Source organism: Pseudochelatococcus sp. (genome assembly GCF_050946405.1).
In the GTDB taxonomy this organism is placed as follows: Bacteria; Pseudomonadota; Alphaproteobacteria; order Rhizobiales; family Beijerinckiaceae; genus Pseudochelatococcus.
Map to the genome: position 1 here is coordinate 611510 of NZ_JBMNUS010000001.1, position 26317 is coordinate 637826.

At 61.8% G+C, this 26317-nt stretch carries 28 protein-coding genes and 1 pseudogene; 20 read left to right on the forward strand and 9 right to left on the reverse strand.

Features of this window, described 5'->3' with window-relative positions; genetic code table 11:
• The first annotated feature begins 2 nt into the window (after nucleotides 1–2).
• The 8 genes from trbE to ACOYJQ_RS02705 are packed head-to-tail and all read left to right on the forward strand — an operon-like array spanning nucleotide 3 to nucleotide 7965.
• Complete coding sequence (gene trbE, locus ACOYJQ_RS02670) at nucleotides 3–2459, forward strand: conjugal transfer protein TrbE (protein WP_183754293.1); 2457 nt, start codon at nucleotides 3–5, stop codon at nucleotides 2457–2459.
• On the forward strand, nucleotides 2456–3217 hold the full coding sequence (gene trbJ / locus ACOYJQ_RS02675) for a P-type conjugative transfer protein TrbJ (protein WP_183754294.1): 762 nt from the start codon (nucleotides 2456–2458) through the stop codon (nucleotides 3215–3217). The genes trbE and trbJ overlap by 4 nt, the downstream gene beginning before the upstream one ends.
• Nucleotides 3218–3234: 17 nt before the next feature.
• Complete coding sequence (gene trbK-alt / locus ACOYJQ_RS02680; protein ID WP_183754295.1) at nucleotides 3235–3522, forward strand: putative entry exclusion protein TrbK-alt; 288 nt, start codon at nucleotides 3235–3237, stop codon at nucleotides 3520–3522.
• 4 nt (nucleotides 3523–3526) lie between these two features.
• Nucleotides 3527–4885: a P-type conjugative transfer protein TrbL gene (gene trbL / locus ACOYJQ_RS02685; RefSeq protein ID WP_377590812.1), complete on the forward strand. Its 1359-nt coding sequence runs from the start codon at nucleotides 3527–3529 to the stop codon at nucleotides 4883–4885.
• Nucleotides 4882–5571, forward strand: coding sequence for a conjugal transfer protein TrbF (gene trbF, locus ACOYJQ_RS02690; RefSeq protein ID WP_183754297.1), 690 nt, complete (start codon nucleotides 4882–4884; stop codon nucleotides 5569–5571). Before trbL ends, trbF begins: the two co-directional genes overlap by 4 nt.
• Nucleotides 5568–6548: a P-type conjugative transfer protein TrbG gene (gene trbG / locus ACOYJQ_RS02695; RefSeq protein ID WP_183754300.1), complete on the forward strand. Its 981-nt coding sequence runs from the start codon at nucleotides 5568–5570 to the stop codon at nucleotides 6546–6548. The genes trbF and trbG overlap by 4 nt, the downstream gene beginning before the upstream one ends.
• Nucleotides 6545–7738, forward strand: coding sequence for a TrbI/VirB10 family protein (locus ACOYJQ_RS02700; protein ID WP_183754302.1), 1194 nt, complete (start codon nucleotides 6545–6547; stop codon nucleotides 7736–7738). The genes trbG and ACOYJQ_RS02700 overlap by 4 nt, the downstream gene beginning before the upstream one ends.
• 2 nt (nucleotides 7739–7740) lie before the next feature.
• A complete protein-coding gene (locus ACOYJQ_RS02705; RefSeq protein WP_183754304.1) occupies nucleotides 7741–7965 on the forward strand; it encodes a DUF2274 domain-containing protein in 225 nt (74 codons plus the stop codon).
• Nucleotides 7966–8024: 59 nt separating this feature from the next.
• Here the strand turns inward: ACOYJQ_RS02705 and ACOYJQ_RS02710 are convergent, their stop codons facing one another.
• The 5 genes and pseudogenes from ACOYJQ_RS02710 to ACOYJQ_RS02730 all read right to left on the reverse strand — a co-directional run bounded on the left by ACOYJQ_RS02710 (nucleotide 8025) and on the right by ACOYJQ_RS02730 (nucleotide 12085).
• The gene (locus ACOYJQ_RS02710; protein WP_246375052.1) at nucleotides 8025–8708 is read right to left on the reverse strand and encodes a LysR family substrate-binding domain-containing protein; all 684 of its coding nucleotides are present in this window, start codon (nucleotides 8706–8708) and stop codon (nucleotides 8025–8027) included.
• Between the two features lie 39 nt (nucleotides 8709–8747).
• Nucleotides 8748–8942, reverse strand: a pseudogene (locus ACOYJQ_RS02715) (helix-turn-helix domain-containing protein); the annotation flags it as partial.
• 252 nt (nucleotides 8943–9194) lie between these two features.
• Nucleotides 9195–9872, reverse strand: a complete 678-nt coding sequence (locus ACOYJQ_RS02720; RefSeq protein ID WP_183754309.1) for an acyl-homoserine-lactone synthase — start codon at nucleotides 9870–9872, stop codon at nucleotides 9195–9197.
• A 96-nt stretch (nucleotides 9873–9968) separates the two neighbouring features.
• Nucleotides 9969–10694 (reverse strand): helix-turn-helix transcriptional regulator, encoded by a 726-nt coding sequence (locus tag ACOYJQ_RS02725; protein ID WP_183754311.1) that lies wholly within the window; start codon nucleotides 10692–10694, stop codon nucleotides 9969–9971.
• Nucleotides 10691–12085 (reverse strand): FAD-dependent oxidoreductase, encoded by a 1395-nt coding sequence (locus ACOYJQ_RS02730; protein WP_246375048.1) that lies wholly within the window; start codon nucleotides 12083–12085, stop codon nucleotides 10691–10693. Before ACOYJQ_RS02730 ends, ACOYJQ_RS02725 begins: the two co-directional genes overlap by 4 nt.
• 291 nt (nucleotides 12086–12376) lie before the next feature.
• Between ACOYJQ_RS02730 and ACOYJQ_RS02735 the strand changes: the two genes are divergently transcribed.
• From ACOYJQ_RS02735 to ACOYJQ_RS02760, 6 genes are read left to right on the forward strand one after another with little or no spacing between them, the layout of a single operon-like run.
• The gene (locus tag ACOYJQ_RS02735; RefSeq protein ID WP_183754313.1) at nucleotides 12377–12742 is read left to right on the forward strand and encodes an ArsR/SmtB family transcription factor; all 366 of its coding nucleotides are present in this window, start codon (nucleotides 12377–12379) and stop codon (nucleotides 12740–12742) included.
• Complete coding sequence (locus ACOYJQ_RS02740; RefSeq protein WP_183754315.1) at nucleotides 12735–13277, forward strand: arsenate reductase ArsC; 543 nt, start codon at nucleotides 12735–12737, stop codon at nucleotides 13275–13277. Before ACOYJQ_RS02735 ends, ACOYJQ_RS02740 begins: the two co-directional genes overlap by 8 nt.
• A gap of 8 nt (nucleotides 13278–13285) precedes the next feature.
• Nucleotides 13286–13705, forward strand: a complete 420-nt coding sequence (arsC, locus tag ACOYJQ_RS02745; protein WP_183754317.1) for an arsenate reductase (glutaredoxin) — start codon at nucleotides 13286–13288, stop codon at nucleotides 13703–13705.
• Between the two features lie 19 nt (nucleotides 13706–13724).
• Nucleotides 13725–14810: an ACR3 family arsenite efflux transporter gene (arsB, locus tag ACOYJQ_RS02750; RefSeq protein WP_183754319.1), complete on the forward strand. Its 1086-nt coding sequence runs from the start codon at nucleotides 13725–13727 to the stop codon at nucleotides 14808–14810.
• A gap of 12 nt (nucleotides 14811–14822) precedes the next feature.
• Nucleotides 14823–15578: an arsenical resistance protein ArsH gene (gene arsH / locus ACOYJQ_RS02755; RefSeq protein ID WP_183754321.1), complete on the forward strand. Its 756-nt coding sequence runs from the start codon at nucleotides 14823–14825 to the stop codon at nucleotides 15576–15578.
• Complete coding sequence (locus ACOYJQ_RS02760) at nucleotides 15575–16657, forward strand: ArsO family NAD(P)H-dependent flavin-containing monooxygenase (RefSeq protein WP_183754323.1); 1083 nt, start codon at nucleotides 15575–15577, stop codon at nucleotides 16655–16657. The genes arsH and ACOYJQ_RS02760 overlap by 4 nt, the downstream gene beginning before the upstream one ends.
• Here the strand turns inward: ACOYJQ_RS02760 and ACOYJQ_RS02765 are convergent.
• From ACOYJQ_RS02765 to ACOYJQ_RS02780, 4 genes are all read right to left on the reverse strand, one after another.
• Nucleotides 16645–17814 carry an MFS transporter gene (locus ACOYJQ_RS02765; RefSeq protein WP_183754382.1) on the reverse strand — a complete coding sequence of 390 codons (1170 nt, stop codon included), beginning with the start codon at nucleotides 17812–17814 and terminating at the stop codon, nucleotides 16645–16647. The genes ACOYJQ_RS02760 and ACOYJQ_RS02765 overlap by 13 nt on opposite strands.
• Nucleotides 17815–17876: 62 nt before the next feature.
• Nucleotides 17877–19274, reverse strand: coding sequence for an NAD(P)-binding domain-containing protein (locus ACOYJQ_RS02770; protein ID WP_183754325.1), 1398 nt, complete (start codon nucleotides 19272–19274; stop codon nucleotides 17877–17879).
• Between the two features lie 48 nt (nucleotides 19275–19322).
• Nucleotides 19323–19646 carry an ArsR/SmtB family transcription factor gene (locus tag ACOYJQ_RS02775; RefSeq protein ID WP_183754327.1) on the reverse strand — a complete coding sequence of 108 codons (324 nt, stop codon included), beginning with the start codon at nucleotides 19644–19646 and terminating at the stop codon, nucleotides 19323–19325.
• A gap of 119 nt (nucleotides 19647–19765) precedes the next feature.
• Complete coding sequence (locus ACOYJQ_RS02780) at nucleotides 19766–20134, reverse strand: ArsR/SmtB family transcription factor (protein ID WP_210281741.1); 369 nt, start codon at nucleotides 20132–20134, stop codon at nucleotides 19766–19768.
• 165 nt (nucleotides 20135–20299) lie between these two features.
• On the opposite strand from ACOYJQ_RS02780, the gene ACOYJQ_RS02785 reads away from it, so the two are divergent.
• The 6 genes from ACOYJQ_RS02785 (at nucleotide 20300) to pstB (ending at nucleotide 26286) form a co-directional block, all read left to right on the forward strand.
• A complete protein-coding gene (locus tag ACOYJQ_RS02785; protein WP_183754329.1) occupies nucleotides 20300–20878 on the forward strand; it encodes an arsenate reductase ArsC in 579 nt (192 codons plus the stop codon).
• A 124-nt stretch (nucleotides 20879–21002) separates the two neighbouring features.
• The gene (pstS, locus tag ACOYJQ_RS02790; RefSeq protein WP_377590811.1) at nucleotides 21003–22112 is read left to right on the forward strand and encodes a phosphate ABC transporter substrate-binding protein PstS; all 1110 of its coding nucleotides are present in this window, start codon (nucleotides 21003–21005) and stop codon (nucleotides 22110–22112) included.
• A 325-nt stretch (nucleotides 22113–22437) separates the two neighbouring features.
• Entirely contained in the window at nucleotides 22438–23475 is a 1038-nt protein-coding gene (locus tag ACOYJQ_RS02795; RefSeq protein WP_183754333.1) for a PstS family phosphate ABC transporter substrate-binding protein, read from the forward strand.
• Nucleotides 23476–23541: 66 nt separating this feature from the next.
• Nucleotides 23542–24465, forward strand: a complete 924-nt coding sequence (gene pstC / locus ACOYJQ_RS02800; protein WP_183754335.1) for a phosphate ABC transporter permease subunit PstC — start codon at nucleotides 23542–23544, stop codon at nucleotides 24463–24465.
• Nucleotides 24465–25415 carry a phosphate ABC transporter permease PstA gene (pstA, locus tag ACOYJQ_RS02805; protein ID WP_183754337.1) on the forward strand — a complete coding sequence of 317 codons (951 nt, stop codon included), beginning with the start codon at nucleotides 24465–24467 and terminating at the stop codon, nucleotides 25413–25415. The genes pstC and pstA overlap by 1 nt, the downstream gene beginning before the upstream one ends.
• 22 nt (nucleotides 25416–25437) lie before the next feature.
• Nucleotides 25438–26286, forward strand: coding sequence for a phosphate ABC transporter ATP-binding protein PstB (gene pstB, locus ACOYJQ_RS02810; protein ID WP_183754340.1), 849 nt, complete (start codon nucleotides 25438–25440; stop codon nucleotides 26284–26286).
• The last annotated feature ends 31 nt before the right edge of the window (nucleotides 26287–26317 follow it).

Consider the following 26317-nt stretch of genomic DNA (forward strand, 5'->3'; position numbering starts at 1 on the left):
CGATGATGAACCTTGCCGAATACCGCAATCGCAACGCACGGCTGGCCGACTATCTGCCTTGGGCCGCGCTGGTCGGCGGGGGCGTTGTTCTGAACAAGGACGGCAGCTTCCAGCGCACCGCGCGGTTCCGCGGGCCTGATCTCGACAGCGCCGTCGCCGCCGAGTTGGTCGGCACGGCCGGCCGCATCAACAATGCCGTGCGCCGTCTAGGTTCCGGCTGGAGCCTCTTTGTCGAGGCGCAGCGCTACGAGGCCGCGAGCTACCCGGACAGTCGTTTTCCCGATGCCGCGTCGGCGCTGGTCGATGCAGAGAGGAAGGCCGATTTCGAGGAAGCCGGCACGCACTATATATCCAGCTACTTCCTGACCTTCGCCTGGCTGCCACCAGCCGAAGATGCTGCCCGCGCCGAAAGCTGGCTCTACGAGGGCCGCGAGCAAGGCGGCGTCGATCCGTTCGAGGCCCTGCGCGGCTTCACGGATCGCACCGATCGCGTGCTGGCGCTGCTCGACGGCTTCATGCCGGAATGCCACTGGCTCGACGATAGCGAGACGCTGACCTACCTACACTCAACCATTTCCACCAACCGGCACCGCGTCCGCGTTCCCGAGACGCCGATGTATCTCGATGCCCTCCTGGCCGATCAGTCTCTGACTGGCGGGCTGGAGCCGCGCCTCGGCAACACGCATCTGCGCATTCTCACGATTGTCGGTTTTCCGACCGCAACCACGCCCGGCATCCTCGATGAGCTGAACAAGCTCGCCTTTCCCTATCGCTGGTCGACGCGCGCGATCCTGCTGGACAAGACCGACGCCATCCGGCTGCTCACCCGCATCCGTCGCCAGTGGTTTGCGAAACGCAAGTCGATCGCCGCCATCTTAAAAGAAGTGATGACCAACGAGGCGTCCGTCCTCGTGGATACCGATGCCGCGAACAAGGCGGCCGATGCGGACATCGCGCTTCAGGAACTCGGCGCCGACTATGCCGGCATGGCCTATGTCACGGCGACAATCGCCGTCTGGGACACCAATCCCCGTCTGGCAGACGAAAAGCTCCGCCTTGTCGAAAAGACAGTTCAGAGCCGCGATTTCACGGCGATGCCGGAAACCATCAATGCGGTCGATGCCTGGCTCGGCTCACTGCCGGGGCATGTTTACGCCAATGTCCGTCAGCCACCGATCTCGACGCTCAATCTCGCCCACATGATCCCCCTCAGTGCCGTGTGGGCGGGGCCGGAACGGGACAGCCATCTCGGTGCGCCGCCCTTGCTCTTTGGCAAGACCGAAGGAAGCACCCCGTTCCGGCTTTCCATTCACGTCGGCGATGTCGGGCATACGCTTGTTGTCGGCCCGACCGGATCGGGCAAAAGTGTGTTGCTCGCCTGCATGGCGCTCCAGTTCAGGCGCTATGAGCGGAGCCAGGTTTTCGCTTTCGATTTCGGGGGCTCGATCCGGGCCGCAGCCCTCGCCATGGGCGGCGACTGGCATGATCTTGGAGGTGATCTCACCGAGGGAGACGCATTTTCCGTTTCGCTCCAGCCGCTTGCGCGCATCCATGATGTTCCGGAACGCGCTTGGGCGGCCGACTGGATCGTCTCCATCCTGACCCGCGAGAACATCGCGATCACGCCGGATGTCAAGGAACATATCTGGACGGCGCTGACCTCTCTCGCTTCGGCGCCGGTCGAGGAACGCACCATCACCGGCCTGACGGTGCTGCTGCAATCGAACGACCTGAAACAAGCCTTGCGCCCGTATTGCGTCGGCGGTCCCTACGGCCGCCTGCTCGATGCCGAAACCGAACACCTCGGCAGTGCGTCGGTGCAGGCGTTCGAGATCGAGGGGCTAGTCGGCACAGGCGCCGCGCCGGCCGTCCTGTCCTATCTGTTCCACCGCATCGGCGACCGGCTCGACGGCTCGCCGACCTTGCTCATCATCGATGAGGGCTGGTTGGCGCTGGACGACGAAGCCTTTTCCGGACAGTTGCGGGAATGGCTGAAAACCCTGCGCAAGAAGAATGCATCGGTCATCTTCGCCACGCAGTCGCTGTCCGACATCGACAATTCTGCCATCGCCCCCGCGATCATCGAAAGTTGCCTGACACGGCTTCTTCTTCCGAACGAGCGTGCCGTCGAACCGCAGATCACCGCCATCTATCAGCGATTTGGCTTGAACGCACGGCAGATCGAGATCCTCGCGCGGGCCGCGCCGAAGAAAGACTACTACTGCCAGAGCCGCAGCGGGAATCGTCTGTTCGAGCTGGGCCTGTCCGAAGTCGGGCTGGCGCTCACGGCCGCCTCCTCGAAATCCGACCAGTCCGCCATCGCCCGCGTCTTCGCCGAGCACGGCCGGGACGGCTTCCTAGCCGCCTGGCTTCGCCTGCGCGGCGTCGACTGGGCCGCGGACCTCATTCCCGACCTCGCAAATCTCATCCCCCAGCCCGACAAGGAGACTTCATCATGAAAACCCGTCATTCCCGCGCGGCCTTGCTTGCCGCATCTTTTCTTGCCCTCTCAGGCCCGGCTTCGCTGGTTCTGGCGCCGCCGGCTTCCGCTGCCTGGATCGTGTTCGATCCGAGGAATTACATCGAGAATGTCCTGTCGGCCGCGAGATCGCTGGAGCAGATCAACAACCAAATCCAGTCGCTTCAGAACGAGGCGCAATCGCTCATCAACCAGGCCCGCAATCTGGCGAGCCTGCCATATTCCTCGCTCCAGCAGCTCCAGCAGTCCGTTCAGCGCACACAGCAGCTTCTGCAGCAGGCGCAGAATATCGCCTTCGACGTCCAGCAGATCGACCAGGCGTTCCAGCAGCAATATGGCAACGTCTCGCTGACGACGAGCCAACAGCAGCTCGTCGCCGACGCCCGCTCGCGCTGGCAGAACACGGTCGGCGGCCTTCGAGACGCTCTCCGCGTTCAGGCCGGCGTCGTGGGCAACATCGAGACCAACCGCGCCGAGATGTATGCGCTCGTCGGCCAGAGCCAAGGCGCAACCGGAGCGCTGCAAGCCACTCAGGCCGGCAATCAATTGTTGGCCCTTCAGGCGCAACAGCTTTCCGACCTGATCGCGCTGATTTCGGCCAATGGCCGCGCCGAAGCGCTCACCGAGGCCGAACGCACCGCCGCCGCCGAACAGGGCCGCGAGCAGCGCCGCCGCTTCCTAACGCCGGGCAGCGGGTATCAGCCAGGCAATGCGCAGATGTTCAACAACGGCAATTGACCGACGGAGGGGCGCCTATGGACGGCAAGATGCTGGCCCGGCTCGCGGCGGTCGTGTTCGTCGCCATCGCCATCACCGCCACGGCGATCGAGATGACCCGCACGGAGGAGCCGCCGACGCCCCGCTCGGCCGTTTCCGCCGAACCAGCGCGCGATCCACTGCGCGAGAAGCAGCGTCGGTGCCAGCGTCTCGGCGAAGCGGCCGCAAGCGACCCCGAATGCCTGCGCGTCTGGGCCGAGAGCCGCGACCGCTTCCTCGGCCGGGCCTCTGCACCCGCCGCACCACAGACCGCGGAAGGACAGTGATCCGATGGGCGGCACCGGCGTAATCGACTCGTTTCTCGGGGTTTTCACATCCTACATAGACTCCGGCTTCGGCCTGCTTGGCGGAGAAGTCGCCTTCATCGCCACCACCCTGATCGTCGTCGACGTCACCTTAGCCTCGTTGTTCTGGGCCTGGGGCGCGGATGACGATATCATCGCCCGGCTGGTGAAGAAAACCCTGTTCGTCGGCATGTTCGCCTACATCATCGGCAACTGGTCGAATCTCGCCCGCATCGTCTTCGAGAGCTTCGCCAGCCTTGGCCTCAAAGGCTCGGGCACCAGCTTCTCGGTCGCTGACCTCATGCGCCCCGGAAAGGTGGCGCAGGTCGGCCTCGACGCCGGACGGCCACTGCTGGAATCCATCAGCGATTTGATGGGATGGATCGCGTTCTTCGAGAATTTCATCCAGATCGCTTGCTTGTTATTCGCCTGGGCCTTGGTCTTGTTGGCCTTCTTTATTCTGGCGATCCAACTATTTGTCAGTTTAATTGAGTTCAAGCTCACCACTCTCGCCGGATTCGTGTTGATTCCGTTTGGCCTCTTCGGGAAAACGGCTTTCATGGCCGAAAGAGTCCTGGGGAACGTGATCTCCTCGGGCATCAAGGTTCTGGTGCTGGCCGTAATCATAGGAATCGGCTCGACACTGTTTTCGCAGTTCACCGCTGGCTCCGGTGGCGCGACGCCGACCATTGACGACGCCATGGCGATCGTGCTGGCCGCCCTGTCGCTGGTCGGATTGGGAATATTCGGGCCAGGAATTGCGAACGGCATCGTTTCCGGAGGCCCTCAGCTTGGCGCTGGCGCGGCCGTCGGCACCGGCCTTGCGGTCGGCGGGGCGGCCGTCGCGGCCGGTGGCGCAACCATGCTCGCCGCAAAAGGTGGAGCGGCCGCACTCTCCGGTGGAGCTGCGGCCGTCCGGGGCGGTGCGGCTGCCGCCGGTGCGACGTCGACCGCCTACAGTCTCGGTTCCATGGGCCAATCCGGTGCAGCCGGTGTCGCCTCCGGTCTCGGCGGCGTTGCGCGCGCGGCCGGATCGGCGGCCGTCTCGCCCCTGAAGCGCGCAGCAAGCCGTGCCGCGGAAAGTGTCAAATCCAGCTTCTTCGATGGCGCGAAGGCAGGGTTCAGCGCGACGGGCGGCACCTCGACCATGGGCACCGTCGCCAGCGCAGCCGGTGCATCCCCTGCTTCCCCGGCGCCCGCTGATGGCCCGCCCGCCTGGGCGCAACGTATGCGGCGCAGTCAGGCGATCAGCCACGGCATCAGCTCTGCCGCCCATGCCGTCCGTTCCGGCGACAGCCATGGCTCCGGCTCCTCCGTCAATCTCTCCGAAAGCGACCGCTCATGAGCTTCTTCAAACGACCCGCCGCGCATTACGGCAAGACACCTGAACCGGAAACACCTTATCAGCGTGCAGCACAGGCTTGGGACGACCGCATCGGATCGGCGCGGGTTCAGGCCCGCAACTGGCGATACATGGCCTTCGGCAGCCTGATCCTGTCCGCCGGCTTCGCCGCAGCCCTTGTCTGGCAGTCGGCGCACGGGACTGTCGTGCCCTGGGTGGTTCAGGTCGATCGGCTCGGCCAGGCGCAGACCGTCGCCCCCGCCACGGCCGACTACCGCCCGACCGATCCGCAGATCGCCTGGCATCTCGGCCGCTTCATCGAGCAGGTCCGCGCCATCCCGGCCGACGCCATCATCGTCCGCCAGAACTGGCTCCGGGCCTATGAATGGACCACGGATCGCGGGGCGGCAGCGCTCAACGACTATGCCCGCGCCAACGATCCGTTCACGAAGGTCGGTCGCCAGCAGGTTGCCGTCGAGGTCTCCAGCGTCATCCGCGCCTCGCCGGATTCGTTCAGGATCGCCTGGACGGAACGCCATTACGAGAACGGCCAGCTCTCCCGAACCGAGCGCTGGACCGCGATCCTGACCATCGTGATCCAGACCCCGCGCGATACCGAGCGGCTCCGGACGAATCCCTTGGGAATCTACGTCAACGCCATCAACTGGTCGCGGGAGTTGGGCCAATGAGCGCGATGTTCCGCCAATCCGCATTTCCGGCTTTACGCAAATCCGCGATCGCGGTTGTCCTTCTTTCCGCATCCATGCTGGCCGGTTGCGCGACCTACAAGCCGCCGCAGATCAGCTACGACGCGGACGTGCCACCTTTGCCGGCCGTGCCCGCCGCCGTCACCGACGAGCGGCCGCGCCCCTTGCATGTTCCGCCCGCCTGGACGCCGAGCCGGGGCGGCAATGCCGCAAGCACCCCGGCCGGCCGCGTCACCAACGCTAATGCCGCCGCCCGTGTCGAGCCGCGCCGCGAGGGTTATTACAATTCCATTCAGATCTACCCGTGGAGCGAAGGCGCACTGTATCAGGTCTATGCGGCGCCCGGCCAGATCACCAATATCGCGCTTGAGCCGGGGGAAAACCTGACCGGTGCCGGCCCGATCGCGGCCGGCGACACCGCTCGCTGGATCATCGGCGACACCGAGAGCGGTTCGGGCGTGACCCGTCGCGTGCATGTGCTGGTCAAACCGACGCGCGCCGACATCTCGACCAATCTGGTTATCACTACTGACCGGCGCACCTACATGATCGAGCTGCGCTCGGGCGAGACCCCCTACATGCCGGCCATCGCCTGGGCCTACCCGACGCCTCCCGCGTCCCAGCGTCAGGCAGCGCCCGCCACCCCGATCATTCCAGCCGCCGCGGCGCGTAACTACCGCTACAACCTCACGGGCGCCACGCCGCCCTGGCGGCCGGTCGCGGTCTATGACGACGGCCGCCGAGTCTATATCGTTTTCCCGCGCGGCATCGCGCAGGGGGAGCTTCCGCCCCTGTTCGTCCTCGGCCCGGAGGGCGAGGCGCAGATCGTCAACAGCCGTATCCACCAGAATATCCTGATCGTCGATCGCATCTTCGCGGCCGCTGAGCTGCGCCTCGGCAGTGGCGAGCGCCAGCAGACCGTCAGGATCGTGCGCACCGACGGGAGGCCCGCGTCATGAGCGATACCGAGAACACGCCAGAAGACAGCGTGCCGCTGACCGGCGCCGCAAGCGATTCAGCCTCCGCCATGCGCCTGCGCGCCGAAGCGCCGCGCGTCACCCGCCTGTCGCGCAAGGTGCTGGCCGGCCTTGGCGTCGTCGCCGGCCTCGGCATCGGCGGAGCGCTGATCTATGCTCTCCAGACCCGCGATCCCGGAGCCGGCGGCGAGGAACTCTATTCCACAGAGAATAGGCCAACGGCCGATGGTCTTGCCGGCCTGCCGCGCGATTATACCGGCCCTGTGCTCGGGCCGCCGCTGCCGGGAGACCTGGGCGGGCCGATCCTCGACGCACAGAACCGGGGCCAGCCCGTCGCTCCGCCACCCATGACGACCCCCGCCGTCGATCAGGCGGAACAGCGGCGGCTTGCCGAGGAAGAGGCCGCACGCCTGAGCCGTGTCTTCTTCCAGACCGAGGCCCGTCCAGGTGCGGCCACCGGCACGCTCGCCGGCGGTGCGAACCCGAGCTTCGCCGGACTCGGCCTTGCCGGCCAGACCGGAATACCCACCGCGCAGGATCGGCAATTGGCCTTCCTCAATGCGGCTGTCGATCGACGCACGGTCGCCCCCGATCGCGTCGCCCCCCCGGCATCGCCCTATGTGCTTCAGGCAGGTTCAGTCATCCCGGCCGCGCTCATCACCGGCATCCGCTCCGATCTTCCCGGCCAGATCACCGCCCAGATAACCGAAAACATCTACGATAGCCCGACCGGCAATATCCTGCTCGTGCCCCAGGGCGCTCGCCTGATCGGCGAATACAGCAACGACGTCGGCTTCGGGCAGCGCCGCGTCCTGCTCGTCTGGAACCGGATCATCCTGCCCAACGGCCGCTCCATCGTGCTGGAACGCCAGCCCGGCGCCGACACGCAGGGCTACGCGGGGCTTGAGGATGGCGTCGATTACCATTGGTGGGACATCGCCAAGGCCGCCGGTCTTTCGACCCTGCTCGCGGTCGGGACGGAACTGGCCGTCGACGACGATGACAGGCTGCTTCGAGCCATACGTAACGGCGCACAGGACACGATCAACGATGCCGGTCAGGAAATCGTCCGCCGCCAACTCAATGTCGCGCCGACGCTGACGATCAGGCCCGGCTTCCCCGTCCGCGTGGTCGTTACCCGCGATCTTGTCCTCGAACCCTACAGGGGCTGATCATGGCGAAACTGAAACTTGGTCCCCTCGCCGACGACAAACCCGTGAAGGTCACGGTGGAGTTGCCCGCATCACTCCATCGAGACCTTGTAGTGTATGCCGAAATTCTCGCCCGAAACGCCGGTGAGGTTGCGCCGTATGATCCGGCGAAGCTCATCGTCCCAATGCTTCAGCAGTTCATGGCCACTGACAAGGGATTCAGCAGGGCGAAACGATCCTCTGAATAGAGATCCTGCAATATCCTGCGCATCATGATACAAGAATACTAGCACGGCCGAGGTAGGAGCTACTTACCAGTGGCAATCTGTTCGTCTGAGAGAGTGCGGGCAAGGCTGAGAAGGCGCCGGCATGCGGGATTGTCGTTTGTCGGCGACCATACTGTGCAAAACGGAACCGTCTCGCTTGCAAGTTGGCGATATAGCACGCCCGGAAAAAGCATTGCGGTAGCCGCCTCGCTGACCAGAGTCAGATTTCCACCACTAGCGACCATTTGCATGAGGTTGTCTCGATAAACCGCCTGCACCTTAACTGATGGTTGATGCCCCGGTTCCGACAGGTGTTTTATTAGAAAATCATGGATTTCAGGGCCTGGCCACGTCTCGCAAACTACAAACCGCCGCCCTTGCAGTTCTCTCCAAGTGATGCTTTCATGCACAGCTAGGTTGTCATCCTCGGGCATTGCAACAAAAACCTGTTCGCTCCATAGCTGCCTAGTCTCGCAGCCGCTGACATGCGGTGATCCAGTAAGAAATGCGACATCCAACTGATGTGTGCGTATGGCTTGGATGTGCTCTAACGGAGTGCCTTCAATGAACTCAAGGCGCACTTTCGGATGACTATTAGTATAATTTTCGATTAAGCTTGTCATAAAATTTGAAGCAAGGGACACTGAAATTCCAACGTGTATCCTTCCTTCATCTCCCTGGCCTGCAGACGCGACATCTTTTCCCGCAGATTTGATATGCTTCATGGCGCGCCTCGCCCGTTGTAGGAAAAGCTCACCGGCGTATGTCAGACGTACCCCATTCGACTGCCTGATGAATAGCGCAGCACCAATGTTATCCTCTACATCCCGAATGCGTCGGCTCACTGCTGACACTTGCACACCTATGGCTGCGGCAGCCAGCCGAAAGCTTCCATGTTCGGCTGCCGCGATAACATATCGGAGATGACGTACTTCGATGTCCGAGTGCTTCGTCCACATCTTCAGCCTCTACAATAGTGGATGGCCATGCAAGCGGGCGTTCGAGGCTCGCGAAACATAGCTCTCGAGAACGAACTGTTGAGCTGATTCGATACTCAATTCGTTTGGAGAACGATTCAGTCCTTTCGAGAAACAAACGATCGCGTGCAACTGCTGTCCTTTTACGACCTCAGTATCAACGGCTGGCTGTCAGGGGATATACGACACCGCCCGCTTGACAAGTTATTGCACGCCCCCGAAATGGGTCAGCGCCTAAGTCAGCTCGTCGTGCATTGCCAGCGAGCTTTGACCGGCATTGTAACTGCGGATGACCGGCTGGGGTGCGTAGAGCGAATCTGAAAGCTTGAGCGCTTGCCTCATCCGATGCCTTGTTGCTGCTGACACTTCGAATACGCCGCAACACACCGGAAAACGGCCGAAACCGTTCGCATGCCCGATCTCATCGAACTTGAGGCCCGCGCGTCGGTAGATTCTCCGCATGTGGGGCTCGTAGTTCGAAATTAGGGTATGTATTCCGTAATGAAGTGCACACTCACATAGCGCCAGAAGTAGCATGCTGAAAGCGCGTCTCGGATCGAGGTCCGGAAAATCGGCGAGAATTGCAGTTTCATCAACACACATTCTTGTCCCTTCCCAGATCCCGGGTCCGATAAGGGAGATGTCAGGGAAGGTCGACCGAAATACGTCATATAGAAGAGTCGGACCGGTCGTCGGTAACAGGCGCACGCTACCGTAGAGATGATCGGCTTGTTCGTCGCACCAAATGAGATAGGCAGGCCCAAGATTATCGTAACTGTCGCGCTCGTATGGACCTGTAACCTCCACTTTCCATCTCAGTTGATCGACAAATATCCTTTTTCTAAGACGGAATGATTGATCGATAAGGTGGGCGTATTTATTGTATTCATTCTTCTGGATGACAATAAACATCATATCCTCCAACCGGTGATTGGTGGATAAACAATGCAGTATGAAAGTTCGCGATGAAATTCCCTCATATGAGTACCCTCATATGAGGGTATAGGATCACAAAGTAATGAGGCGCAGATGCAATGCGAGCGTCGCGGCAGATGAAATTGTCACGCATCCAAGCTTGATTCGTGCTGATTTCAGGTAACTCCGCGCTGTATGATCGGATATGCCAAGTATGAGCGCGATTTCCTTGTATCCTTTGCCAAGTGCTGTCCAATGAAGGCATTCCAGTTCGCGCGGGCTCAAAGACGGTGCAGGATCTCGTTCACCATACAGCTCAAGGACGGCCTTCTGGTGAACGAGTAATGCAAGCTCCACCCATTCTTCCTTATGGCGATTTACTGTTCTGTTCCAGATGGATGGCGCCTTCATACTATTCATCGATAGCAAGGCGCGACGTCGTACTTTATCAACAATAGGTATTGAAAATCCATTCTCTCCGATTCCGTGACGTTGTGCATCTTGAAAAAAATCATAGGCGTCAGGTGGAATTTCGATTTCGCGCCAGTGGAACGGTAATTGTCGTAAAAATCCCTCCTTTACAATTGGATCAACCTTGACATACCCATTCAACAAGTAACGTGAAACCCATTCATCAGGATAATTAGTCCGGACGAACGGGGAGTCTACTGAATCGATAATGGTCTGGGCGAAGTGATATGTTACAAAATCGATGTTGTAGATTTTTGACAGGCTTACAATTGCCTCTCCAACGGTCGAGGCAGCTTCGGTTGCGTAATACGCCTGCTCAAAAAGACTTTGACGACGTGTCATTTTCATCCGCTGCGAAGGGCGGCACTCCATGCTTGGGTTGCCATCTGGACCGGATCCCACGGGCTGCTCAAGGGCGGGGTGTAGCTGAGGTCAAGATCGCTTGCCGCCTCGACGCTCATCCCGTGATGAATGGCGGCCGCAAATATGTCGATGCGCTTGGAAACCTCGGTCCCGTAGTGCCCGATGATCTGCGCTCCGAGCAGTCTCTGTGTCGAACGGTCGCCCGTCACCCGGATCGTCATCTCCCTGGCGCCGGGGTAGTAGACCTTGTGATCCCATACGACGGAGTCGACGGAAAGCGGATCAAATCCGGCGTTTGCCGCGTCCCGGTCGTGAAAGCCGGTGCGTGCGACGACGGACTCGAACAGGCGAACCGACTGGGTGCCGAGACTGCCTTCGAACTGCCGGTCGCCGCCGACTGCGTTCTCGCCGGCAATCCTGCCTTGTTTGTGCGCGGTCGTTCCGAGAGGCAAGTAGGCGTTCGCCCGGGTGATCCGATGCCATGTTTCGACGCAGTCGCCCGCCGCATAAACATCAAGGATGTTGGTCTCCATCCGCCGGTTCACCTGCAGGGCTTTCTTGAACCCGAGGGTGATGCCTGCCGCCTCCGCAAGCCCCGTTTCCGGCCGGGCGCCGACGGCGACAAGAACCATGTCCGTCGGCAGCGAGAAGCCGTTCGGGCCATCCAGGCGCAGTCCCACGCCATCCCGCGAAATCGACGAAATAGCCTGACCAGCGGCGATGTGAATTCCATTGCGCCGGAGTTCCTCACCGACTTTCTGCCCCAGGTCGGAGTCGATTGTCGTCATGACGCTCGGCGCCATTTCCACCACCGTGACGTCAATGCCGCGCCGCGTAAGCGCCTCGGACATTTCAAGCCCAATATAGCCTCCGCCGATAATGGCGATGCTCCGCGGCTTGGCTTCCTCCAGGTGCTTCTCGAAGGCGAAAGTGTCGTCCATCCATCGCAGCAGGAAAACTCCCGGCAGATCAAGGCCGGGAAGCGGCGGCCGTATCGATGTCGCTCCTGTGCCGATGACAAGCTTGTCATAACGGTGTTCGACTATGCGTCCGCTGCTGTCCCGGGTCGTCACCTGATGACTGGCAGGATCGATGCCTTCCACCGCATGGTCCAGCAGCAGCTCGACGCCGAGCGCTTCGATGTCGGCAGCCTTGCGGTGAGCAAGGTTGGTAGCTTCTTCCACCTCACCGCTGAGGAAGTACGGGATGCCACAAATGCTGAAGTTCGGATAACGGTCTGCAGTGGCAATTGTGACATGCCAATCTAGAGCGAGTTCGCGTGCTCGAAGGGCGGCGCTAATGCCGGCATCGCTTCCGCCGATAATGAAGAGTCGAGGCATGATAACTCCGTCAGAGGTTCCGATTTGCTGCTGCATTCCGATTTCGTGGCTGCGGGAGACTCCTGCTCGCGAATGACGACAATAACATAACAAATTGCCATTTTTCTGGAAATCTGGATTTCCAGAAATAATGTGGCTTTATGCATCGACCTGATTGCCATTCATTTCGGTTGCTGTAGCCATGATGCAGCGCGCCCCGCTCCCCACCGCCAGCAGGTAAAACTTCCGCTACGAATCGCTTCTCATGCACTTACCGAAGGGATTTCCCTTGCTTCGATCCCGCGCATTTGCTACCCAATATCTCAACATTAATTGAGGCGTGGAACAATGGAAGAAAAGCAAGCCCTCGATGCTTTCGGCGCCCTTTCGCAGGAGACGCGGCTGCGTATCGTCCGGTTGCTAGTGGCTGCCGGTCCCGAGGGTATGCCCGCAGGGGCCATCGGCGAGGCGCTGGGAGGCGCGTCCTCCTCGCGCCTGTCGTTTCACCTCAGCCACCTCGAACATGCCGGTCTCGCCCGGTCTCGCCGGGGGGGGCGGCTGATCATCTACAGCGCCGTCTATCCGGCGCTTTCCAGCCTCATCCAGTTTCTCATGCGCGATTGCTGCCAGGGCCATCCGGAGGTGTGTACGCCAGCCATCTCGGCCCTGTCCTCCTGCTGCCTTTCAACTACTGGGGAAAACGCCCATGCTTGAGCCGTCCTTGCAAGTCCGTGTATTCAACGTTCTCTTTCTTTGCACCGGCAATTCCGCCCGTTCCATCGTCGCCGAAAGCATCCTGAACAAGGATGGGGAAGGCCGTTTCCATGCCTTCTCGGCGGGCAGTCATCCAAGGGGCGACGTGCATCCCTTGACGTTGGAGACGCTGGAGAGCTTCGAGTACCCGACCGAGGGATTGCATTCGAAGAGTTGGGACGAGTTTGGTCAGCCCGACGCTCCGGTGATGGATTTCGTATTCACGGTCTGTGACAACGCTGCCGGCGAAGTCTGCCCCGTCTGGCCCGGACAGCCGATGACCGCCCATTGGGGCATCGAGGATCCGGTTGCAGTTGAGGGAACCGACATCGAGAAGCGGACCGCTTTCGTGACGGCGCTTCGCTATCTGAAGAACCGGATCTCCATTTTTGCCGCACTGCCGATCGAGAGTCTCGACCGCACATCGCTCAAGGCCAAAGTGACGGAAATCGGTCGCATCGAAGGTGCGACCGATTTCCGCGCTGATATCGCATGAGGTCAGCCATGGACGTGATCATCTACCACAACCCCGACTGCGGCACCTCGCGCAACACGCTTGCCATGATCCGCAATGCAGGCATCGAGCCCCATGTGATCGAGTACCTGAAGACGCCGCCGTCGCGCGCGCTGCTCGTCCAGCTCATCGCGCGCATGGGGCTGACGGTGCGCGATATCCTGCGGGAGAAAGGCACGCCCTATGCGGAACTGGGCCTCGATGACCCAGCGCTGAGCGACGACCAACTGCTCGATGCGATCGAAAAGCATCCGATCCTCATCAATCGTCCGATCGTCGTCAGCCCGCAGGGCGTGCGGCTCTGCCGCCCTTCGGAAGCGGTGCTCGACCTGCTTCCCCCGCAACGCGGCGCGTTCACCAAAGAGGACGGCGAGAAGGTTGTCGACGCACTCGGCAACAGGCTCGTCTGACGTGCCAGGAGCTTCCCCCATGGAAACCACTGTTCGGCCGGCCTCGCGGCTGTCCTTTCTCGACCGCTACCTGACGGTCTGGATCTTCGCCGCGATGGCGCTCGGCGTCATTCTCGGCACCGTCTTCACCGGCCTGCCCGATGAGCTCAACGCGCTGTCGGTCGGTTCCACGAACATCCCGATCGCCATCGGGCTGATCCTGATGATGTATCCGCCGCTCGCCAAGGTGAAGTACGAGGAACTTCATCGCGTCTTTGCCGACAAGCGCGTGCTCGCGCTCTCGCTGGTGCAGAACTGGATCATCGGCCCCACGCTGATGTTCGCGCTCGCCGTCATCTTCCTGCGCGACCATCCGGAGTACATGACCGGCCTCATCCTGATTGGCCTCGCGCGCTGCATCGCCATGGTGCTGGTCTGGAATCAGCTCGCCAAGGGCGACAACCAGTATGTCGCCGGTCTCGTCGCCTTCAACTCGATCTTCCAGATCCTGTTCTTCTCGACCTATGCTTGGATATTTCTCACCGTGCTGCCACCGCTGTTCGGACTTGAAGGCAGCGTCGTCGATGTCGGATTCTGGACGATCACTGAAGCGGTGCTGATCTATCTCGGCATTCCGTTTCTGGCCGGATTCCTGACCCGCCGTATCCTGGTCGCGAAAAAGGGCGCCGACTGGTATGAGAACGTCTTCCTGCCGAAAATCAGCCCGATCACGCTGGCGGCGCTGCTTTTCACCATCGTCGCGATGTTCAGCCTCAAGGGCGGCGATGTGGTGCGCCTGCCGCTCGACGCTGTCATCATCGCGATCCCGCTGACGATCTACTTCATCGTCCAGTTCCTGATCAGCTTCTTCATGGGCAAGCTGATCGAAGCCGATTATCCCCGCACCACGGCGATCGCCTTCACCGCCGCCGGCAACAATTTCGAGCTGGCGATCGCGGTGGCGATCGCGGCCTTCGGGCTCGCATCGCCGGTTGCCTTCGCCGCGGTGATCGGTCCGCTGGTCGAGGTGCCGGTGCTGATCCTGCTGGTCCATGTGGCGCTGCGGCTTGGGGAACGATTGTTTCCGACGACCGCACCGGCGCCCGTCGCGGCGGTGAAACAATAGAAAGAGAGAATCATGCGTTTGCGTACGTTGTCCGAACCCGACCATCTGCCTGCTCTCGATCGCCGCTTCGCGCATCGTCGTCCGGGCATCGGTCTGGGTCCGGGCGATAGCAAGCCGCGTATCCTCCTGCTCTACGGTTCGCTGCGTCCGCGCTCCTATTCGCGGCTGGCAACGGAAGAGGCGGCTCGGCTTCTCGCGTTCTTCGGGGCGGAGACTCGCATCTTCGATCCTGGCGATCTGCCCTTTCCCGACCAGGTTGCCGACGACGACCATCCGGCCATCAGGGAGCTGCGCGAGCACGCGATCTGGTCGGAAGGCATGGTCTGGTGCAGTCCCGAACGTCATGGCCAGATGACCGGCCTGATGAAGGCGCAGATCGATCACCTGCCGCTCAGCATGGGAGGGATTCGACCGACCCAGGGGCGAACGCTTGCGTTGATGCAGGTGTCGGGAGGCTCCCAGAGCTTCAACGCGGTCAATGCGCTGCGTCTGCTGGGGCGTTGGATGCGCATGTTCACCATCCCCAACCAATCGAGCATTGCCAAGGCGTTTCAGGAGTTCGACGAGAATGGCCGCATGAGGCCGTCGAGCTACTACGATCGCATTGTCGACGTGATGGAGGAACTCGTCCGCTTCACCATCCTTCTGCGGCCGCATGCCGGTGAACTCGTCGATCGCTATTCCGAACGCAAGGAAGCTGGCAAGCCGATAGACGCCGGAACCGACCTGTCGTCCATCGCCACCGCATCGCGGAAGAAGTCGGCATGACGAAGCCGGATCACGAGGTGATCGTCGTCGGAGGCGGTCAGGCGGGGCTTGCCGTCGCCTACTATCTTCGCCGACTCGGACTGGATTTCCTCATTGTCGACGCAGGTGACGGGCCGGGCGGAGCATGGGTCCACACCTGGGACTCGCTACATCTGTTTTCGCCGGCGGCCTACAGTTCGCTGCCGGGCTGGCCCTTTCCGCCGGGCGCAACGGACGGATATCCGACTCGAGACGAAGTGATCTCCTATCTTACGCGCTATGAGGCGCGCTATGATTTCCCGATCGATCGGCCTCGGACCGTTGGAGCCGTCGAGCGGGAGGGCACTTTTCTCCGGATCGGATTCCGTGATGGCGGGAGCCTTGCCGCTCGCGCGGTGGTCAGTGCGACCGGCACATGGGCCGCGCCTTTCGTGCCCGACTACCCCGGACGCGAATTGTTCGAAGGCGTCCAGCTCCACTCGGCCCATTACCGGACGCCCGCGGCATTTGCGGGGAAGCGCGTCCTGATCGTCGGCGGAGGGAATTCCGGTGCGCAGCTTCTCGCGGAACTGAGCGAGGTGGCCCAGACGACCTGGATGACGCTCAGGGAACCCGTCTTCCTGCCCGACGATGTCGACGGGCGCGTGCTGTTCGAGCGCGCCAGCGCCCGCGTGCGTGGCATCGACGACGCCTCCTCGACGACGACCATCGGCGATATCGTCATGGTGCCGCCAGTGAAGGAAGCCCGGACACGTGGTGTGCTCAAGGCCGTTCGCCCGTTCGCACGCCTCATTCCGGGCGGCGTCGTCTGGCGTGACGGAACCGAAAGCACGGTCGATGCGATCATCTGGTGTACGGGCTTCCGGCCTGCGACCGATCATCTGAAGCCCCTTGGCATCGTCGAACCCGACGGGCGCATCGAAGTCGTGGAGCAGCGGGCGGTCAAGGAACCGCGCCTTTGGCTCGCCGGCTACGGCAACTGGACGGGCGCAGCGTCGGCCACGCTCCTGGGGGCGGGAAGGACGGCACGAGAGATGACGCCGCGCCTGGCGCAAGCGCTCGCCGAAGCCATATCGGCGGCGCCGTATCAGGCGGGCTGATGTCTGCGTGCGGATGTCGGCAGGATGGCGAACAGGACGGTGACCAGCGCGACATTGGTCAGCGCGACGGCAAGCAACATACCAAGCGTCGCATCCGCTCCGAACCGATCGATGAGCACCGCTCCGACGGACGGAGCGGCCGCCTGGGCGATCAGGCTCGGCATGGCGATGCGTCCCATGACGACGGCATAGCGCTCCTCCCCGAACAGGGCGAGGGGCAGCGTGCCGCGCGCGATCGACTCGATGCCGATTCCCGCGCCGTAGAAGATCAGCGCGGCGGAGATCAGCGGAAGCCCGGCCCACAGGGCGCCGACACCGGCGGCGACGAACACCGTCGATGCGAGCTTCGTCCAGATGGGATGGTGATAGCGGCTGATGGCCATCTCGATCACGCGCGCCCCCACCTGCGCGGGACCGACCGTCGCGCCAAGCGCCACGGCGGCGGCCAGGGCGATATCCCGGGCCTGCAGGATGGTCAGCAGATGAACCGAGAGCAGCGCCGAGATCATCGAGCTGACCGTGATAGTCAGGGCGACGAGGATGAACAGCAAACCGGACGCGCGTGCTGTCTGGACGTCGGGGGAGCCGACAGCGGCCTGCGCCTGCTCCGGTTTCGCCGGCATGGGGCGTTCGGGCTCGCGCGGCAGGGCGAAGAGGTAGAGCGGCATCAGCAGGCCAAGGTGAATGCCTGCGTAGACGAAGCAGGCGCCCCGCCAGCCAAGCTCGGACACCAGCCAGGCTGACAGCGGCCAGCACAGCGTGCTGGCGAAGCCGCCGAACAGGGTCAGCGCGGTAATCGCCGAGCGGGCCTTGAGCCCGTAAAGGCGTCCGAGCGTGGCGAAGGCGGCGTCGTAAAGCCCCGCGCCCATGCCGACGCCGACGATCAGCCACGCGGCGATATAGACGAGCAGGTTTGGCGACAGCCCGAGCCCCGCCAGACCGAGACCGAGGCAGGCCGCGCTGAACGCCAGCACCGGGCGGCCACCCAAACGCTGGATGCTGCCGCCGACGCGGGGCGATACGATGCCTGCGGTGAGAAGGCCGAGCGACAGGCCGCCGACGATCCAGGCAAGAGGCCAGCCGGTGTCGGCCGCGATGGGCGCGGCGAGCACCGCGAGCAGATAGTAGGACGAGCCCCACGCCAGTATCTGCGTCATCCCAAGGACGGGGATGACATGGCGTCGCGACGGCACGGCCACGGGAATATTCGCCCCGGCCGTCATGCTGCACAGCAACGATCGCGGGCGCAGCAGGCCGTATCGGCACTTTCAACGATCCGGGGTGCATCATCCGTTTCCGGTCCGCCACAGCAGCTTGCTCTAGATGGTCCATCGGCGACAGGCGGTCCGTCGGCAATCTGCGTGGTGCAGACGCCGGTCTCCGGAAGCACGAGACGGACGTCGTCCGCCGCCGCAAGGTCGCCGGACAGCGCCGCTGCCACCGAGCGGGCCTGTTCGTATCCCGTCAGCAGCAGGAAGGTCGGCGCCCGCCCGTAGCTCTTGACCCCGACCGTGTAGAAGCCCTTTTCCGGATGCGACAGCTCCCGGTGGCCGTGAGGCGGCACTGAGCCGCAGGAATGCAGATTCGGATCGATGGCAGGGCCGAGCCTTCTCGCGCACTCCAGCCCCGGATCAAGTTCGAGGCGCAATTCGCGGGTGATGGCCAGGTCCGGGCGCTGGCCGGTGCAGACGACGATGCGATCGACCGGGGGAAGTGCCTGCGGCCCGTCGGCCGTCTCCCCCTCGACGAGCAGGCGTCCGGCCTCCTCGCGCACGTGCCGGATCGCGAAACCGGCAACGAGCCGGATGCGGCCGTGCTCGATCAGCCGGCGTGTACGGGTACCGAGATCCGCGCGCGAGGGGAGTTCATCGGCCGCGCCGCCGCCGAACACGCGCGCGAGATTCGCGCCCCGCGTCGCCCAGACGATCGCCGTTTCCGGTGCCTCCCTCGACAGGCGGTCGAGATCGAGCAGGACATTGGCGGCGGAATGCCCGGCGCCGACGACCAGCGTCGTCCGGCCGGCATAAAGCGGCCGGTCGCGCCCGAGCACATCCGGAATGCCGTAAGCGATCCGTTCCGCGAACGCGGCTTCGCCTGTCGCCGCGATGCCGTCGGCGCCGAGGGGATTGGGCGAGGCCCAGGTGCCGGAAGCGTCGATGACCGCCCGCGCCAGATCGCGGCGCTCGCCCTCGGGTGTCTCGACAACGAGAACGAAGGGCCGCCCGTCGCGGCCGCGGCTGACGACCTTGTCGATGCCATGGCGGGCGATCGCGGTGACGCGGGTGCGTGTCTCGATGATAGCCGACAGCGCCGGCGTGGCCGCCAGCGGTTCGAGATAGCGGGAGACGAGTTCATGACCCGTCGGCACCATTTCCCCATCCGGCATCTGCCAGCCGTGCCGCGCGAGGAGCCGCACCGCCTCCGCATCGACGCAATATCGCCACGGCGTGAACAGGCGGACATGCCCCCAGTCGCGGATATTCTCGCCGACGATTGAACCGGCCTCGTAGACCTTCACCGGCATTCCCCGGCCGACGAGATGAGCGGCCGCCGCAAGCCCGATGGGACCGGCGCCGACAACCGCGATCGGCAATGCAGAAGGAAAAGGCGCAGACATATTTTATCCTTCCGGGATTATGGAAATAGTTGGCGAAGAAAAAACGCCTCAGGCGAGCGCGGCGGCCTTTTCTCGTGGAGCGCAGCGGGCGTCGATGCAGCATTCGTCGACCAGAAAGCCGACGAGGCCGTGCATGGCCGGATAGTTCGCGCGGCAGATCAGCGTCGTTGCCTGCCTTTCCTGGGTGACGAGCCCCGTCGAGATCAGGCGGTGCAGGTGGTGGGACAATGTCGACGCGGCAATCCCGATCCGCTCCTGCAGGCTGCCGACGGGAAGACCGTCGTCGCCCGCGCGCACCAGCGTCCGGTAGACGCGCAGGCGCGTGACGTTCCCGAGGGCCTCAAGCTGTTTTGCCGCTGTTTCGATGCTCATGGAAATAGCGGTAACCTCCGCTCGTTCATCGAGTCAAGTCATATTTCGAGCTTCTTCGAAATATGGGCCCGAACGGCGCGATCGGGGGCGTTCTTCGGCCCCGCTGTCCGGTCCGGATGTCAGTGCTGCGTTTCCGGTCGCGCACACGACGACGCTGGATCGAGCATGGCTGCCACTTCGCCACAAAGACCGGGCTGTCCCTTGCAGCAATCCTGCACGAGATAGAGGACCAGCGCCTTCATGGCATCGAGCCGGGCGCTGTAGACGATCGAGCGGCCGGAGCGCTGCGATGCGATCAGTCCCGCGCGCTCGAGGATGGCGAGGTGCGTCGACATGGTGTTGGACGGAACGCCGACAATCCGCGCGACGTCGCCAGCCGGTAAACCATCCGGTCCTTCGGCGACCAGCAGCCGGAACGCCTCGAGCCGGGTTTCCTGGGCGAGCGCCGCCAGCATGGCAAGTGACTGGTCCGTCGTGATTTCGGTCATCGTGCAATCCGTTCGGTGGGCATCGAGCAAATATCTATCTATCGCGAATAACGGAAGTTGATGAACGGCGCAAGAAAAATATCGATATTTCTCGAAATATCGTTGCATGTGACATTTCGATGGTTGTAGAAATGAGGGCAACGAACAACAGGAGGAGCCACTTCCATGCCGTCCCAGCCGTTCCGCACCCTCTTCCTCTGCCGAGAGAACGCCTGCCGTTCCATTATGGCCGAAGCGATCCTCCGCGACATGGACGATCGGTTCGAGGTATTCTCCGCCGGTAGCCATCCTGCGGCCGCAATCGATCCGGACACACGCTTGCTCCTCGGTTCGCTTGGACACGACACGACGCCGCTTCGGACAAAGAGTTGGGCAAGTTTTGCAACGTCCACCGCACCTGCACTCGATTTCGTTTTCACGGTTTGCGATCGTACAATGGGCGAGATTTGTCCGAGTTGGCCCGGAGATCCCATCACCACCCATTGGAGTATCCCTGACCCGACGCTCGCTCAAGGCAACACCGCCGAGCGGGCGTTGGCGCGGTGTGAAGTCTATCAGATGCTTGCCCAGCGCATTTCTATTTTCACGAGCTTTCCGCTTGAGACTCTGGATCGTCTTGCGCTGACAAACAGGATCGCCGCGCTTGGTCGACTTCGCTCCATCTCCCATGAAAGTGCGGGACGTCAAGACTATAGTCCAGTTTATAACTCCCAAGCGACCATATCAGACCGCCATAATGGATGAAATTCTTCTATATATCCAAGTAAAACGATATTTATATTATTATAATATTATGTATTGTGTATATAATAAATATTTATTATTAGAATGCGTCAGTTCGTGTTCTGCAACAGAGCAAGAGGTTATCATGATCAGCGGAAATAAACTTTTCCATCTCGTTCAAACAAGGCGCACGCCTGTCACCGTTGCCCGATCCTGCTTTGGAGAATGGTTCATGGAGAGCTTTAGCCCGAAGAACGCGCTTTATGCGGCAACGCTTGCAGCGGCCTTCTGTCTTGCCGGACAGGCGAGAGCCGTTGAACTCAATGGAGCCGGATCATCATTCCATTCCAATCTCTACAAAGAGTGGATGGCCGAGTTCAACCGGGCCAACCCGGACATCACCGTCACCTACAAGAGCGTTGGCAGTGGTGAGGGCATTCGGCGCTTCACGCAGGGGAGCGTTGCTTTCGGCTCGACCGAGCGCCCGATGACCGATGCAGAAATCGCGAACGTGCCGGAGAACGTGTTGCATGTGCCGACCACCGCGGGGATGGTCGTTCTGGCCTATAACATCCCGGGCTTCTCGGGGGATCTGCGGCTAAGCCGCCAAGCCCTCGTCGGCATCATGAGCGGCAGGATCAAGACGTGGGACGATCCGCTGATTCGTGCCGCCAATCCGGGCGTCGACATTCCGAAGCGCAATATCGCTGTCGTTGCCCGGCGAGACGCGAGCGGCACGACCTTCTCTTTCACCACCCATCTCGCTGCGGTGAGCGACGCCTGGAAGGAGGTCGGCACCACCGTCGCCTGGCCGAACAACGCGATGATCGTTTCAGGCAATGAAGGTGTCGCAGGCCGGATCGCGATCGCGGAATACTCCATCGGATATGTCGAGTATTCCTTCGCCGCACAGTTGAACCTGCGGTCTGCGCTGATCGAGAACAGGGCCGGGCAGTACGTTCGTGCGGACGGCGCTTCAGGCTCGGCAGCGCTTGCCTCTGCGCTTGATGGCATGCCGGAGGATGGACGTCAGATCATACCCGACCCCGTGGGCGATACGGTCTATCCCATCGTTTCCTATAGCTGGACCTTGTTGCGCAAGGCCAACAAGGATCCGCAGGTCGCCGATGGACTGAAGCGGTTCGTCGGCTGGGGACTGGTAGAGGGCCAGACTTTCGCCGAAGGACTCGGCTACATCCCGTTGCCCGCGCCCGTCGTGAACCGTGCGCAGGCGATCCTTGCGGGGTTGCACTGACGGAGGGCGATTGCAGAGGGGCGATCGCGGGTTTCCCGCGATCGGGAAAGTGGCTGCGCCATCCGACGAAACGTCATCGGATGGCGCTCGGGGGCGCGATCGAAAACGCAACGCCTCACCAAACCAGCCCTGTCGGATGCGGGTAATAAAAATGTAACTGCCAGATTATATGTGTATTTCACATAGATAATTGCCATTCAATATATATCAATACATCCAGATACTATGATATTACTTATTTGACACACAATTGTCATCTGTGATTACTATGTGAAGCATAGGCGCTGTCGGTGCCGCCCCTTCCCATGTTCATAAGAGAGTCGCCATGACCAGCAGAACCCACCCCATCGCTCCCGCGTCGAAGTCGCTCATCAAGGCGGCAACGGCCGCGTTCATGCTTGGCTGCCTGCTTACGCCTTCCTTCGCCCAGCAGGCGCCGACCGTCCTGATCGATGGATCGAGCACGGTTTTCCCGATCTCCGAAGCCATGGCGGAGGAGTTTCAGAACAAGCAGTCAGGCAAGATCCTAGCTACCGTCGGCTCGTCCGGCACAGGCGGCGGGTTCAAGAAATTCTGTCGCGGCGAAACCGACATCACCGGCGCATCGCGTCCGATCCGCTCCGAGGAAATCGCGCTTTGCAAGGAAAGCGGCATCGAATTTATCGAGCTGCCGGTGGCCGTCGATGCTCTGGCAACCATCATTAATCCGGGCAACGATTGGGCTACCTGCCTTTCCGTTGCCGAGTTGAAGAAAATCTGGGAACCGGAGGCACAGGGCAAGGTCCAGAACTGGAATCTGGTCCGCGAAGGCTTCCCGAGCGGTCGTCTGGCCCTGTTCGGCGCCGGCACTGATTCCGGCACATACGACTATTACACGCTGGCTATCAACGGTAAGGAACACTCCAGCCGCGGCGACTACACGGCGACGGAAGACGACAACATCACCATCCAGGGGGTGATCGGCGACAAGAATGCCCTCGGCTTCCTCGGTCTGGCATACCTCACCGAGAACGCCGGCAAGGTGAAGGCCGTCGCGATCAGGCAGGCGGACGGCTCCTGCGTGGAACCCTCGATCGCGACAGCCACCGACGGCACCTATCAGCCGCTGACCCGCCCGCTCTTCTATTACGTGTCCAAGCAGGCGGCGGACGCGAAGGAACATGTTCGTGAGTTCGTGGCGTTCCTGTTCGATGCCGATAATCAGAAGGAACTCGTCAGCGAGGTTGGCTACGTGGCGCTGCCCGCCGAGGCTGCGACCCTCGCTCTCATGAAGTTCGAGAGCCGCAAGACAGGCTCCCATTTCGAGGGCGGCTCCAAGATCGGCGTGACTGTGACCGATCTGGTTCAGGACGCAGCCAACTGACGCGATGACCAGCCCCGATGGCTGAGGTCAAGCGCCTCGGCCATCATCACTACCGGAGATGCGCCAATGAGTTCGTCGGCTGACGCCTTCCGGCCTTCCGAGGCCTTCCTTCGCCGACGCCGGTTGATCGATCTCGGCATGCGCGCCGTGCTCTTTCTGTCGGCGGCGCTTTCCGTGTTCGTGACTGCCGCGATCGTTTATGTCCTCGTCAGCGAGTCGTGGGGCTTTTTTACCGAAGTATCGCTATGGACATTCCTCACTGATACTCAGTGGACCCCCGTTTTCGCGCAACCCCGCTATGGCATCCTGCCGCTGCTGACCGCGACGCTTTGGGCTGCGGGTATAGCGATCGCCATCGCGATCCCGTTCGGAACCGTTCTCGCTGTCTATCTCAGCGAATATGCTCCGGCCGCCGTGCGCGAAACCGTTAAGCCGATGCTCGAACTGTTCGGCGCCATACCGACGGTCGTCTATGGATATTTCGCCCTGCTGTTCCTGACGCCGCTGTTTCAGACCTTCATTCCGGGCTTGACCGGGTTCAACCTGCTGGTTCCGGGGATCGTGCTCGGCATCATGATCCTGCCCTACATCGTCTCGATCAGCGAGGATGCAATGCGTGCCGTTCCCGCGTCGCTGCGCGAGGGCGCATTCGCGCTCGGCATGACGCGCCTTCAGACCACCTTCAAGGTGATCATCCCGGGCGCGTTCTCCGGCATCACCGCGGCATATCTGCTCGGCATGTCCCGCGCGGTAGGGGAGACCATGGTGCTTGCCATTGCGGCCGGGCAGAACCCGAACCTGACTGCTGATCCACGTGAGGGGGCGGCGACCATCACATCCTACATCGTGCAGATGAGCCTCGGCGATCTGCCGCACGGTTCACTGGCGTACCAGACCATCTTTGCCGCCGGCCTTGCGTTGTTCCTGCTGACGCTCTTCTTCAATATCGTCGGTTTCTTCCTGCGCCGACGCTTCCGGGAAGCGTACTGATGACCTCCGAAATTCTCACACGGGCCACCACGGCCTCATCCGAGCAGGACGAAATCGTTCTGGTAGGCAGGGCACGCCGAAGGGATGCCATCTTCGCCGGCCTCGGTCTTTTCATTCTCTTCGTGGCCATGGCGTTCCTGCTGGCGTTGATCGCCGATCTATTCGTGGATGGCTTTTCCAGAATAGACATGGCTTTCCTGACCGATTTTCCTTCCCGGCGCCCCGAACGATCCGGCATCCTTTCCGCATGGGTCGGCACATGCCTCGTCATGTTCGTCACTGCCATGCTCGCCATCCCGCTCGGTATCGCCGCCGGTCTCTACCTCGAGGAATATGCGCCGAAAAACTGGTTGACCGACATCATCGAGATCAACGTCACCAACCTCGCCGGCGTTCCTTCGATCATTTACGGTCTGCTGGCGCTCGGCTTCTTCGTCTACCTGGCCGGGCTTGGCCGGTCGGTCATGGTTGCCGGCATGGTGCTTGCCCTTCTCATCCTGCCGATCGTCATCGTCGCAACGCGCGAAGCCGTCCGCAGCATTCCGCAAATGATTCGGGAAGGGGCTTACGGGATCGGGGCGGACAAGTGGCAGACCATGTGGCACTACATCCTGCCGGCAGCCCGGCCCGGTATCCTGACCGGAGCGATAGTCGGCCTGTCGCGTGCGATCGGCGAAACGGCGCCGATCATCACCATCGGCGCGCTGACCTTCATTGCCTTTCTGCCGCCGGCGCCGGTTCAGCCAGATTTTCCCTTCGTCAACTTTGACTGGTTGCACGCGCCCTTCACCGTGATGCCGATCCAGATGTTCAACTGGATCTCGCGCCCGCAGGCTGCCTTCCACGTCAACGCCGCCGCCACGGGTGTCGTACTCCTCATCATGACTCTTGGCATGAATGCCATTGCGATCTGGATCCGCTTCAGGCTGCGTCGCCGGATTGGCCTCTGAACCAAGGACAGGACTTGAACATATGGTCGAAACGCCCGCTCCCACCTTTCAGAAGCCGATTGCCGGGGAGACCGAATCTGGCGGCATCGGCGGTATCCTAGTCCGCCCGGAAAAACTCCGGGCCGAAGTTCGCAACTTGTCCTTCTGGTATGGCGACTTCCTCGCTCTGAAATCGGTCAACCTGCCGATCGCCGACCGGGAGGTTACAGCGCTCATCGGTCCTTCCGGATGCGGCAAGAGCACCTTGCTGCGCTCGTTCAATCGCATGCACGATCTGTATCCGGGAAACCGCTATGATGGCGAGATTACGCTCTTGCCGGAGGGAAGGAACGTGGTCGGGCCGCAAACCGACGCGATACTGATCCGGCTTCGCATCGGCATGGTATTCCAAAAACCCAATCCCTTTCCGAAATCGATCTACGAAAACGTGGCGGCGGGGCTTCGGGTTAGAGGCATCAATCGCAAATCCGTGCTTGACGAGCGGGTGGAAGAGGCACTCAGGGGCGCGGCGCTCTGGAACGAGGTCAAGGACCGTCTGCACGATTCCGCCTACGGCCTTTCGGGTGGGCAGCAGCAGCGCCTTTGCATCGCCCGGACGCTCGCGCCCAATCCGGAAATCATTCTTTTCGATGAGCCCACGTCCGCGCTCGACCCTATCGCGACCGCGCGTATAGAGGAACTGATCGACGAGCTCCAGCAGCACTACACGATCGTCATCGTCACCCACAACATGCAGCAGGCTGCACGCATATCGAGCTACACGGCCTACATGCACCTGGGCGAAATGACCGAGTTCAACGCGACCAAGGAATTTTTCACCAATCCGCGCCACGAGCGGACCCAGCAGTATATCACCGGGCGGTTCGGTTGAGGCGACGGGAGGGAGCGGTGAATCTCGCGGC